Origin of the sequence: Olsenella sp. AGMB03486 (genome assembly GCF_040884255.1) — a bacterium.
Taxonomy (GTDB): Bacteria; Actinomycetota; Coriobacteriia; order Coriobacteriales; family Atopobiaceae; genus Olsenella_L; species Olsenella_L kribbiana.
Window position 1 is genome coordinate 104,496 of sequence record NZ_JBEVTM010000007.1, and the last position, 11,153, is coordinate 115,648.

The 11,153-nt window shown below is 56.1% G+C and carries 11 protein-coding genes and 3 pseudogenes; 3 read left to right on the top strand and 11 right to left on the bottom strand.

The window, feature by feature from the left end; translation table 11 throughout:
* Positions 1–15: 15 nt before the first annotated feature.
* The 6 genes and pseudogenes from ABVS03_RS05310 to ABVS03_RS05335 form a co-directional block, all read right to left on the bottom strand.
* Entirely contained in the window at positions 16–1,497 is a 1,482-nt protein-coding gene (locus tag ABVS03_RS05310) for a UbiD family decarboxylase (protein ID WP_368018317.1), read from the bottom strand.
* Between the two features lie 91 nt (positions 1,498–1,588).
* Positions 1,589–2,425, bottom strand: a complete 837-nt coding sequence (locus ABVS03_RS05315; protein ID WP_368018318.1) for a MerR family transcriptional regulator — start codon at positions 2,423–2,425, stop codon at positions 1,589–1,591.
* A gap of 87 nt (positions 2,426–2,512) precedes the next feature.
* Positions 2,513–2,647, bottom strand: a pseudogene (locus ABVS03_RS05320) (LuxR C-terminal-related transcriptional regulator); the annotation flags it as partial.
* Between the two features lie 287 nt (positions 2,648–2,934).
* Complete coding sequence (locus tag ABVS03_RS05325; protein ID WP_368018319.1) at positions 2,935–3,249, bottom strand: hypothetical protein; 315 nt, start codon at positions 3,247–3,249, stop codon at positions 2,935–2,937.
* Positions 3,250–3,326: 77 nt separating this feature from the next.
* Entirely contained in the window at positions 3,327–3,932 is a 606-nt protein-coding gene (locus tag ABVS03_RS05330) for a hypothetical protein (protein ID WP_368018320.1), read from the bottom strand.
* Between the two features lie 8 nt (positions 3,933–3,940).
* Entirely contained in the window at positions 3,941–4,267 is a 327-nt protein-coding gene (locus ABVS03_RS05335; RefSeq protein WP_368018321.1) for a hypothetical protein, read from the bottom strand.
* Between the two features lie 628 nt (positions 4,268–4,895).
* On the opposite strand from ABVS03_RS05335, the gene ABVS03_RS05340 reads away from it, so the two are divergent.
* Together ABVS03_RS05340 and ABVS03_RS05345 are read left to right on the top strand one after the other, a co-directional pair.
* Complete coding sequence (locus ABVS03_RS05340; protein ID WP_368018322.1) at positions 4,896–5,921, top strand: aliphatic amidase; 1,026 nt, start codon at positions 4,896–4,898, stop codon at positions 5,919–5,921.
* 166 nt (positions 5,922–6,087) lie between these two features.
* Positions 6,088–6,510, top strand: coding sequence for a C-GCAxxG-C-C family protein (locus tag ABVS03_RS05345; protein WP_368018323.1), 423 nt, complete (start codon positions 6,088–6,090; stop codon positions 6,508–6,510).
* Between the two features lie 199 nt (positions 6,511–6,709).
* On the opposite strand, the gene ABVS03_RS05350 is transcribed toward ABVS03_RS05345, so the two are convergent.
* Complete coding sequence (locus ABVS03_RS05350) at positions 6,710–7,375, bottom strand: hemolysin III family protein (protein WP_368018324.1); 666 nt, start codon at positions 7,373–7,375, stop codon at positions 6,710–6,712.
* A gap of 707 nt (positions 7,376–8,082) precedes the next feature.
* On the opposite strand from ABVS03_RS05350, the gene ABVS03_RS05355 reads away from it, so the two are divergent.
* Positions 8,083–8,322, top strand: coding sequence for a hypothetical protein (locus ABVS03_RS05355; protein WP_368018329.1), 240 nt, complete (start codon positions 8,083–8,085; stop codon positions 8,320–8,322).
* On the opposite strand, the pseudogene ABVS03_RS05360 reads toward ABVS03_RS05355, so the two are convergent.
* The 4 genes and pseudogenes from ABVS03_RS05360 to ABVS03_RS05375 all read right to left on the bottom strand — a co-directional run.
* A pseudogene (locus ABVS03_RS05360) lies at positions 8,287–8,409 on the bottom strand (rRNA adenine methyltransferase); the annotation flags it as partial. The gene ABVS03_RS05355 and the pseudogene ABVS03_RS05360 sit on opposite strands and share 36 nt — an antisense overlap.
* Positions 8,354–9,091: a 23S rRNA (adenine(2058)-N(6))-methyltransferase Erm(B) gene (gene erm(B), locus ABVS03_RS05365; RefSeq protein WP_002321849.1), complete on the bottom strand. Its 738-nt coding sequence runs from the start codon at positions 9,089–9,091 to the stop codon at positions 8,354–8,356. The gene erm(B) and the pseudogene ABVS03_RS05360, both read right to left, overlap by 56 nt.
* Positions 9,092–9,607: 516 nt before the next feature.
* Positions 9,608–9,799 (bottom strand): annotated as a pseudogene (locus tag ABVS03_RS05370) (class I SAM-dependent methyltransferase); the annotation flags it as partial.
* A 50-nt stretch (positions 9,800–9,849) separates the two neighbouring features.
* On the bottom strand, positions 9,850–11,153 hold a 1,304-nt coding region (locus tag ABVS03_RS05375), incomplete at its 5' end, for a tetracycline resistance ribosomal protection protein Tet(W) (protein ID WP_368018325.1).

Below are 11,153 nucleotides of genomic sequence, written 5' to 3' on the forward strand. Positions count from 1 at the left end.
CTCCCTTCCATGCAATCAGTACGCAAGCTCGTCTGCCCACTTCTGCTTGTCGATCTCGAGGAACTGCGAACGGATGAAGCGGTTCTGGAGGCTATAGGGCACCGTGCAGTCGAAGATTGCCTTGCAGGCGATGCCGTGGACCCGTATCGAGGGATCCATTGCCGGATCATTCGAGGGGTCGAGCACATGGCAGTGGCAGCCAGGGATTGTGATGAGGTCGGTATCTGCCTGGAACCTTGTCGTCATAGCCCACATGACATCGGACATATCGAAGATATCGACATCAGGGTCGACGAGGAAGACATGCTTGAGCTCGGAGAAGGCGGAGAAGGCAAGAAGCGCTGCATTCCTCTGCCTGCCCTCATCGCTCTCGGCAGACTTTCTGAACTGCAGGATTGCGACGAACTTGCCGCCTCCGCAGGGAGCGGCATGCACATTGAGGAGGCGTCCTGGCATGGCAGCCTCGACCATGCGGTAGATGGATGCTTCGGTCGGGATGCCTGCCATCGACACGTGCTCCTGGGAAGGGCCGATGCAGGACTGCATGATCGGATGCGTGCGCGTCGTGACCGCCGTCACATGCACGACATTCACGTTGCCCTTGGCATCTCCCGTATATCCCGGGAACTCAGGCATGGCCTTGCCTGTATGAGAGTTGATGTCCTCCTGGATGGTATCCGTGCAGGAGAGATAGCCTTCGATCACATACTCCGCATTCGCGATGCAGCGCTGGTCGACCGTGAGGCACTTTGCGAGCTCGACCGGACGGTTTCTCAAGGCTCCTGCAATCTGGAGCTCGTTATAGCCGAGCGGCGTTGTCGGCGCCTCGAAGCCGGCACACATATAGACTGCAGGGTCGAGGCCGATGGAGATCGATATCGGCATATCTCTCCCCTGCTTCTTGTACTTCTCGAGGAAGGCGCCAAGATGGCGGGAGCCCGGCGTGATGAACATCGCGAGCGTATCCTTGCCCTCGATGCAGAAGCGATGGATTGTCACATCGGAGGTACCATTCTCAGGATCGGTGCCCATGGCAAGGCCCATCGTGATATAGGGGCCAGCATCCTCAGGCGTGTTCGTCGGCGCCGGCACGAGCTTTCTCAGGTCGAAGCCAGGCTCGTCTGCACGGTAGACCTGCTCCTGACAGTCGACATGTGCACCTTCCTCGATCATCTCAGGGGCAATCGTGTGCTTGAGCTTCTCTGCCATCTCGATGCCCAGATGCTCTGCATCGAGCCCCAGAAGATTGGCCACACGCTTCCTGCTTGCCAGAAGGCCGATAGCGACACGCGCATCATCGAAGCCCTTCACGTGGTTGAAGAGCATGGCAGGGCCTTCCTTGGTGGGACGCATGACCGTGCCGCCTGCGCCGACATAGCGATAGACGCCCGAAATCTCTGCATCGGGGTCGGCCTCTGTATCGGTCACGAGCAGCTGTCCTGGCTGGTCCTTGAGATAGTCGAGCGCGCTTCTGAGGTCATGGATATCTGGCATCATGCATCATCCCTTCTGGCTTCCTGCCTGTCAGCGGAAAGCATAGCGGTGTATACCAGGTATCGGGTCAAGGGAAGATCTCGGAAACTCTTCCTCAGACTCCATCGGCAATGCGGATCTCGAGGCGGCAGAAATCGGCATCCTGCCCCTCGGGCCTCATCACTGCATCGAGAAGGCAGCAGGAGACGACCTGTCTGTCCGGCACAAAGCGATGCTTTTCCATCCAGGCAAGAAGCTTGCCTGCCGGCTTCGGATCATATGGCATGGACGAGGTATAGAGCGTCACATAGATGCCTTCAGGGAGCTCGATGGTCTCAAGCTCCTCTGCCACATCATTCCTGGGCAGAAGCACGATGCTGCCTGCCCCCTGAAGCGGTGCATCTCCTCTGAGCGCTGTTGTCTGAAGCAGGGAACCAAAGCCCTTCGAAGGCAGAAGGCCTGCATCAAGGACCTGGTCCCAGGCATGCATGAGCGAGAGATGGAGCTTCCGTTCATCCATTTCGGCATCCGGATATGGCGCGAAAGCAGCACGGCGTCTCGGCAGCCACTCGATATGGGGCAGGCCAGCATCTGCAAGCTTTGCATCCATGTGCTCGTAGATGCCCGAGAGCTGCGTGAGTTCCTCGACCTGGAGCTCGAGCTCTTCTATCTTCTGCTCGGCAGCGCACTTGCGCTCATCTATGAGCGAGAGCATGCCAGAGGAAGAAGGCGCATCGAGGAAGCCCTCGATCTTCGCAAGCGTCACGCCCATCTCTTTCAGAAGGCAGATGAGTCGCAGCCGTGGTATCTGGTCTGCACTATAGAAGCGATAGCCGCTCCCGTTCACATAGGCTGGCTTCAGGAGCCCCTTCCGGTCGTAGAGAATGAGCGTCTGGCGCGATATGCCATGCATTCCCGCCATCTCGCTGATCTTGATGAGATCTCGCTCCATCGCACCCGTCCCTTCGCTCTCAAGACCAGCATAGACGAAAGATGCGAAATCTGGCGCATATCCGGCACGCAGGCGGTGCATCTGCCCCTAGACAAGCCCCAGCTTCCGTGCAGCCGCCTTCGCCTTGGCACGTGTCGTCACGCCGTGCTTCTGCATGATATGGGAGACATGGGCTTTCACGGTCAGAAGCTTGATTTCCAGGATCTCGCCGATAGCGGCATTCGAGAGGTCTGCGGAATGAGGCGGAGCACCTTCTCTCGGTCGGCGTGAGGGGACGCTCGTGCTTCACTGGAGGCTGCATGAATTTCGGATAGAACGTCGACTGCTGCCGTGCGAAAGCGATTGTCCTGGCGAGGAACTTCGGGTCCTCGTTCCATTCCGACTCCTGGAGCAGGGGAAGCACTGCGATGCCGAAGGTGGCAATAGGCTGCACGAAGCTGAAACGGTAAGCAGAGGCCAGCGCCCGTGCAAGCGGCTCCCGCCAGCTTCCGCCCTCACCGTCAGGGCTTTCATAGGTGCCGCCCTCTTCTTCTATCTGGGGAAATGGCAATGGCTGTGATCGTTTCGAGAATGATGAGGTCGATCGCATGCTCGCAGCGCTCGAAGATACGTCGCCACGGGGCAGGCATCGCATCGATATTAGGGATGAGGAAGTCCTCGCCACGCATAAGGAAGCTCTCCCTGATCTTCAGTATGGTCTGGCGTTCATCTTCAGCAGAGCCATAGGTCACCTGCGTGCGGGCAAGCAGTCCTGTCGCAGCGAACTCGACATCGAGAGAGCCATGGAGATAGATGTCCTGGATCTTCGACGTGATGTCCAGCATCCTGGCATGCACATCCTCGCCACACAGAAGGGCGCTTCCGCCAATGGCACAGTCAGGAAGGCAGACGCCATCAGCTCCTAATGCACGCTCGACCGGCTTTGCAAACTCGCGATAGAGCGCGGCATCGTCGGGCGTCCAGGCGCTGAAGCTACAGCCGCCATTGATGATGGAAGGAAGTCCGCTTGTGCGGAGAAGGTGAAGCTGCGGTAGGCAGGCTCATCCTCATCCATGTCCTGGTAAATCAGGGGCATGAGATCGACGACAGAGTCAGCCGAGCGGACAAAGCAGGCGATATCGAGATAGCGGATATCAACCTCGAGCTGCTTCTGCTTCTCGAAGCTATGCCCAGGACATGCTGCATAGGCACAGAGTCGGTCATACCATGAGCGGGACACGTCGAAGTCGGCCCTCAGGAATGAGACCATGGAAAGGCCCATCATAAGGATAGGAGAGTCTTGTGCCTCATCTTCGGGAACCGCAAGATAGCAGGGCTCGAGCTCGCGGAAATGCCCATGGCGGGAATCTTCATGGGCATGGCGCTCGAGGAGCTGGATGACCTTGGCATGGCGGCCGCAGAGGCCGTAGCAGCGTACGGCCATGACGACATCATGCTGCTTCTCGAAGTATGCTGCCGCCTTGAGGTAGAGCGCTTCGCGCTCCTCCGGGCTCCATTCCTGCTTCATTTTCCAGATCAGGAAGTCCTGGAAGATTGCCAGAGCCTGATTCGACCGATGTCATCTTCGCTGAACATGCAGGTTGTCCGCTGGAGGCGGCGTATCACGCTCTTGGCGTTGCTGTAGCCGGCAAGCGCCTGCGCGAGGCCTATATCGAAACGCTCGAACGGAGCAACGTTCAGGACAAGCGTGCGCTCCTCTGCAGGATGTGGTGCAAAGACGCTCCCCTGCATAGAGACGAAGAAACACAGCTTCGCGGATTCCAGTATCTCCTGAGTGAAATGCGGATGCGTTCCCTTGATGCGGGCCGTACGCTCCATCTCGTTCATCGCAAGCTCGATCATGAGCGGGCAGCCCTTAGCGCTCTCCGCCAGAATCTATGCATCCTCAGGCGCGATATCGATGCCTCGCTCACGGCAGAGGTTCACGACGCAGGGTCCGTCAAGCCGCAGGTCTTCAGGCTCGATCGTGAGCTCTTGGCGCAAGCTCATACTCGGCTAGCCATCCCGGAAGCGGGCAGCGGCCACAGAGCACGAAGAGCATCGAGGGATAGGCTGTCACCGCCTGGATGAGTGCATCCTTACCTGCCTCATCCACCAGCTGGAGATTGTCGTTGAGGATGGCTTCCTTGTGCATAGAGCCCTGGGGCACACCTCCGAGACACCCTGCAAGCTGATCCGGAAAGCCGAAGGCAGATGTATCCGCAGGAAGGATCTCGTAGCAATTGCACGCAGGCAGCTCATGGGCAGGCTGTCCTGCCGCAGCTAGCCGGAGCCCTGCAATGATGGCCCGGCAGCTTCCCTGCGCATTGCCGAAAGAGCCTATACCTGATACACCGTTCTTGCCATCCCGCAACCTCCAGGCCGCGCACTGGTTACATTCCGTACATGCCAGAAGCAGATGATTGCGACAAGCAGGAAGAGGTCCTGCAGGCAGGCTTTTCATGCTGCATCGCTTGGGAAGGAGTCATCCATGAACCATGGGGATATCTCGTCGAGCGCGGACACCGTCGGTGTCGCTGTCGTCAACTGGAAGATGCCAAGGCTTCACGACCAGGCAGGAATCCTAGCCAACTGCCAGAAGATCGCCGACTATATCAAGGGGCTCAAGAGCGGCCTGCCTGGCCTCGACCTCATCGTCTTCCCGGAATACAGCACCCACGGCATCATGTACGACTTCGATGAGATGATGGCGAACGCCACGACTGTCGATGGGCCTGAGGTCGCCATCTTCAAGAAGGCCTGCATCGAGAACCATGTCTGGGGCGTCTTCTCCCTTACTGGCGAGCGCCATGAAGAGCATCCGAAGAAGGTGCCCTACAACACCTTGATCCTCATCTCCGACACAGGAGAGATTGTCCAGAAGTACCGCAAGATCAGTCCCTGGACGCCTATCGAAGGCTGGTATCCGGGAGACCGCACCTATGTCTCCGAAGGCCCCAAGGGCATGAAGGTCTCTCTTATCATCTGCGACGACGGAAACTACCCCGAGATCTGGCGCGACTGCGCGATGCGCGGAGCCGAGCTCATCATCCGCTCCCAGGGTTACATGTATCCCGCCAAGCAGGAAGAGGTCAATGTCGTGCCGGTCATGGCATGGTGCAACAACGTCTATGCTGCCGTATCCAACGCAACCGGCTTCGACGGCGTCTATTCCTACTTCGGACACAGCTCCATCTGCGGCTTCGATGGCCATATCCTCGGAATGACAGGCACCGAGGACTACGGCTACCAGTACGCGCAGCTCTCGATCTCTGCCATCCGCGATGCCCGCCAGAACTGGCAGTCGCAGAACCACCTCTACAAGCTGCTGCATCGCGGCTACACCGGCACCATCAACTCAGGCGAAGAGCGCTATGGCGCACCGGAGTGCCCGTTCGAGTTCTACAGGAACTGGGTCGAAGATCCTGCCGGCACGCAGAAGAAGGTTGAAGGCATGACGCGTCCGCTTCCAGGCGTCAAATGGGCACCGATCGAGGGCATCCCCCACGATGAATAGCATCTCTTTCAGAGCTTCATGAGAACGCCTCCTGCAAGACATGCCAGGAGGCGTTCTGCTGCCGCAGTCCGCTTCAGATGCGGCTGACGTGAGTAGTAGGATGGTGGCAGGCATTATGGGCCGAAGGCAGCCTGCCTTCGGCCCACTGAAGCGAGAGGACACCATCATGGAATCCAGAGTCGAGGAGGCTGCGGCACGCCACCGCCGTGGCTATAACTGTGCGCAGGCTGTTGCCTGCACGTACTGCGACCTTTTCGGGGTCGACGAAAAGACCATGTTCCGTGCAGCCGAAGGCCTTGGTCTCGGCATGGGCGGCATGGAAGGGACATGCGGCGCCGTTGCTGGTGCCTGCATGATTGCAGGCCTTGCCACAAGCGACGGCAATCTCGAAGCGCCACATACGAAGGCCAAGACCTATGGCGTGTCCCGTGAGCTCGTCAACCGCTTCAACGAGGCAGTCGGCTCCACCCGCTGCGGCACGATCAAGGGCCAGGGCACCGGCAAGGTCCTCATGCCCTGTCCGGCCTGCGTGACCTGCGCCGCGCAGATCCTCGAGGATGTCGTGCTTGCAGACAAAATCAACGCGTAGCGCGAACCCATCGCTCGCCATCCCAATGCATGCCATCCTGCGGGACTTCCTGTCTGCAGGATGGCATGCTTTTATCTCAAGCTCGTTGCAGTCTCGTAGATGCTGCTCTTCGGGCCTCTCGCCCACAAGCAGATTCCTCAATGTTCCCGCACAGGATGCACGGTCTTGTGGTCAATCGCTCCTCGAAGCAGCAGGCTGGCTATACGACGTAGAGAAGGGCGCAGAGCGTGATGCAGGCAGCACCGGCGAGCACGAAGAGATGCCAGATTAAGTGGAAGTAGGGCATGCCCTTCTTCACATAGAAGAGGCAGCCCACGGTGTAGAAGATGCCACCTGCCACAAGCAGCGCAAATCCCTGCTCTGGCAGGAGCCGCATGATGTCCCCGATATGGAAGATAACGAGCCAGCCCAAGGCGAGATAGATGAGGGCAGATACCCACTTCGGCTGGCGCTCGCGCAGGAAGCATTCGCAGACGATCCCCACGGCCGCTATCGCCGATACCGTGATGCCGAGGGCGATGCCGCCCGCATCCTTCAGCGTTATGAAGCAGTAGGGCGCATAGCTTCCTGCAATCAGCAGATAGATGGCGCTGTGGTCCAGAATCCGGAAGACGGCCTTTGCCGCTTTCGGACGCAGGGCATGGTAGAGCGTCGAGAACAGGAACTCGAGCACGAGCGATATCCCCATGAGGAGGGCTGCCGCAAGATGCACCCCTCCACCATGCATGAGGGCACGCATAATGAGAAGGACCAGCGCGGCGATCGACAGGAGCGCTCCCACCCCATGGCTCACCGAGTTCGCGATCTCCTCGCCCGTGCTGTACTGCGCCTTATGAGCGTCTCCAGCTGCATCACGATCCTTCATGTGCCCCTTTCCCGTACCTGCAGAAGATATGGCTTCTTGTGGTCCTGCAGGCATCATACCAGCTCCGCTCTGCCCAGGCGCACACGTGCAGACAAAGACAAGAATCCTGAAGCTGAATAAGGAGCGGAAACGATTCGTGCAGACGAACTTGCTTTGCGCCGTTCTTCTCACCTGCAGGACAGAACCGTCGACGCCAGAAGCTATATGATGCTGCTGCGAGTAGAGCCGCAGATCTCTTGAGTCGAACGGAGCAGTTCCATCCCACTGGCCTCCGTTCCTCAGATTACGCCATGCTGTTGGCGCAGGTATGAGAGCAGCCAAGACCTCCCGGGCTTTTGGCCATCGTCCTCAGATCCAGAATCGAACCGCAGCGGATTCATGGAGAGGGACAATGGCCAACGGAAAGCAGCCTGCTCGGCTGCAAGCCATTCGCGCCATCCAGTAAGCCCAGCCGGCGCGGAGGCGAGCGGCGCGCCCGCACCGGGTCGGTGCAGAAGTTCGCCGCACTTCCGCGCCGACACCTCCAAGCCCACCCTCGCCCAATACGCTGGCACAGGGAGCAAGCACCTCTTCCCGCTCCCTGACGGCCCGCGCGACTGGTCGGCGCCGCGCCACGCCCGCAAGGGCGCGCCGCCCCGCCACGCGGGCCTTGCCGCTCGTTGGGCGAGGGAGGGCAAAGGGCCTTCCCACGTCCTAGGGAGGTCACCATGACCGAGAAGACAGAGAGCGCCGCAGCAGTGACCGAGGAGAGTCTCGTCGCCACGTGCGAGGGCGTCGTGAGAGACTACCTCGCCCACAGGGGATACGAAGTCCACGCGGGCGACGGCTGGTCATGCGACTGCGAGGACGCGCCAATCGTGGCCACGGACGGCGACGAGACGGTGCTCATAGCGGTCATCTCCGGCTACGAGGAGGGCTCGGCCAGGATGCCCGAGCTCAACGTGTAACTTTCCAAATTTACAAAAGCGACTCATAGAATTATTTCCTCCCGTTAAATAATAGATAACTATTAAAAATAGACAATACTTGCTCATAAGTAACGGTACTTAAATTGTTTACTTTGGCGTGTTTCATTGCTTGATGAAACTGATTTTTAGTAAACAGTTGACGATATTCTCGATTGACCCATTTTGAAACAAAGTACGTATATAGCTTCCAATATTTATCTGGAACATCTGTGGTATGGCGGGTAAGTTTTATTAAGACACTGTTTACTTTTGGTTTAGGATGAAAGCATTCCGCTGGCAGCTTAAGCAATTGCTGAATCGAGACTTGAGTGTGCAAGAGCAACCCTAGTGTTCGGTGAATATCCAAGGTACGCTTGTAGAATCCTTCTTCAACAATCAGATAGATGTCAGACGCATGGCTTTCAAAAACCACTTTTTTAATAATTTGTGTGCTTAAATGGTAAGGAATATTCCCAACAATTTTATACCTCTGTTTGTTAGGGAATTGAAACTGTAGAATATCTTGGTGAATTAAAGTGACACGAGTATTCAGTTTTAATTTTTCTGACGATAAGTTGAATAGATGACTGTCTAATTCAATAGACGTTACCTGTTTACTTATTTTAGCCAGTTTCGTCGTTAAATGCCCTTTACCTGTTCCAATTTCGTAAACGGTATCGGTTTCTTTTAAATTCAATTGTTTTATTATTTGGTTGAGTACTTTTTCACTCGTTAAAAAGTTTTGAGAATATTTTATATTTTTGTTCATGTAATCACTCCTTCTTAATTACAAATTTTTAGCATCTAATTTGCGTCGTGCGTAACGACTATCACTTGTCGTGAGTGTTTCAAATCCTTAAACCAGCCCCGGATCTTACTGTAAATCGTCTGGTTGTCGACATTGTCCTCCGGCTGGTCGATGAGCAGCGGGAGATTCGTATCCTTGTGAACGATGTACTCGAGAAGGATATTTGTTTGCGTGCCAGGAGACATAGTCCTGATATCTCGGTACATACCATGTCCGTCGTCGAAGCATATTGAGGAGCTCTCAACGTAATTTAGCTTGAAGCTGACCAAGTCACTGTAAAGTTGCTCCCAGTCCGACCCCTTCTTGTAGCCATCCTCATCAAAGCAGAACGATTGAATGAACTTCCAGAGGTTTTTGCGTGAGCACTTTCCCTGCCCAGAGAGTGCGAGCTTCCGGCTGTTAATTGTTCTTACCATAAAGTCGATTGGGTGTTCTACGGAAAGTTCCCGCACGAATTTGAATGCGTTCTTACTCTCACGGAGATAGAAGTTCCGTTACTTTGGGACGCACTACCTCTCTGTGAAATTCATTAGATTCGTCACCCATTGCATTATCCCAAAATTGTGCGTTCTCCTCCCAGATTTTTTTACTTTCCTCTGTTCCCATGTTCTCTCCCACTCCCCAAATTTGCTTTTTTGCTTCCATTAAATCTTCCTTACTATATTCCATTGTTACCCTCCATAACTTCTGATTGTTGCCGTCTTGACGATTATGTATCTTTACATTACCTTCTGAAACATATGGCGCACCTTGTCCAGGCGGCTGTTTGGACGGCGGGGCTGGATGACCGGCTGACCGACAGCGGCCTGATATCCTTTCAGCTCCGTAAGGCATACGCTCCGCCCGTTGGTGTAAAAGGCCAGATCAGTACGGTATGCCTGTATACAGCGGGCGGGAATCTCGCCAGTAAAGACAACTTCATCCTTTTTTACCTGGACCGTTTCGATGGTGGCACAGTATTTCGGCGCATCATGATAAGCCCTGGAAAGGTATTCCCGGGGCGCATAGAGGGTGAAGGAGAGATAAGGTTCCAGCAGCTGCGTCCCCGATTCCTTCAATGCCTGTTCCAATACAATCGGGGCCAATGAGCGGAAGTCCGCCGGCGTGCTGACCGGACTGTAATAAAGCCCGTATTCAAAGCAAATCTTACAGTCCGTTACGTTCCAGCCGAACAAGCCCTGCTCCAGCCCGTAACGGATACCATCCCTGACAGCGTTTTGAAAACTCTGGTTCAAGTATCCCAGCGAAACCCGGCTCTCGTATTGTACACCGGAGCCAAGCGGGAGTGGTGTAACAGACAGTCCTATGGATGCCCAAAACGGGTTGGGCGGCACCTCGATATGGATGGTGTGGCTGGCTGCTTTGAGCGGCCGCTCCATATAAATGACGGAGGGTTCCTTTACCACTGTTTCAAGCTTGTATTTTTCCGACAGCAAAGCGGAAACAACCTCCAACTGCACCCGGCCCAAAAAAGAAAGAATGATCTCATGGGTGATGGAATCCACCTCGTAGCGCAAAAGCGGGTCAGTATCCGCAAGTTGCGTAAGAGCGTCCAGCAGCCGTTCTCTTTGCGCTGCCGTTTTCGGCGCAATCGTCGTCCGCAGCATGGGGAGGGGGTCCTCGCGCCACCTTTCACGAGGAAGCCGGGTTTGGTCCCCCAATACATCGTTTAACCTCACGCTGTCGCTGGGAAGGATAACAATTTCACCCTGATAAGCGGTGTCTGTCCGAACAATCTCCCCTTTGGATGGAATACGCATCTCTGTGATTTTCAGCTTTTCTCTCCCGGCCAGGGCCACCGTATCCCGCAGGCGCAGCGTTCCGCTGTATAGCCGTAGATAGACACGCCGCTGGCCGCAATCGGTGTACTCAACCTTGAAAACGCTGCCGCATAGGGCGGCGCCCCCCTGTTCCCCAATCGGTTGGAACAGCCCTGTCACCGCATCCATCAACGGTTGAATGCCAAGGCCATTTTTGGCGCTGCCATGATAGACCGGGAACAGGGAGGCGTCTTGAACCCGCC

Excerpts from the sequence above, each read along its gene's own strand:
- ABVS03_RS05340 (WP_368018322.1), top strand. The coding sequence starts at position 4,896 with ATGAACCATGGGGATATCTCGTCGAGCGCGGACACCGTCGGTGTCGCT.
- ABVS03_RS05310 (WP_368018317.1), bottom strand. The coding sequence starts at position 1,497 with ATGATGCCAGATATCCATGACCTCAGAAGCGCGCTCGACTATCTCAAG.
- ABVS03_RS05345 (WP_368018323.1), top strand. The coding sequence starts at position 6,088 with ATGGAATCCAGAGTCGAGGAGGCTGCGGCACGCCACCGCCGTGGCTAT.
- ABVS03_RS05315 (WP_368018318.1), bottom strand. The coding sequence starts at position 2,425 with ATGGAGCGAGATCTCATCAAGATCAGCGAGATGGCGGGAATGCATGGC.
- ABVS03_RS05350 (WP_368018324.1), bottom strand. The coding sequence starts at position 7,375 with ATGAAGGATCGTGATGCAGCTGGAGACGCTCATAAGGCGCAGTACAGC.
- ABVS03_RS05330 (WP_368018320.1), bottom strand. The coding sequence starts at position 3,932 with ATGAAGCAGGAATGGAGCCCGGAGGAGCGCGAAGCGCTCTACCTCAAG.
- ABVS03_RS05325 (WP_368018319.1), bottom strand. The coding sequence starts at position 3,249 with ATGCTGGACATCACGTCGAAGATCCAGGACATCTATCTCCATGGCTCT.
- ABVS03_RS05335 (WP_368018321.1), bottom strand. The coding sequence starts at position 4,267 with ATGATCGAGCTTGCGATGAACGAGATGGAGCGTACGGCCCGCATCAAG.
- ABVS03_RS05355 (WP_368018329.1), top strand. The coding sequence starts at position 8,083 with ATGACCGAGAAGACAGAGAGCGCCGCAGCAGTGACCGAGGAGAGTCTC.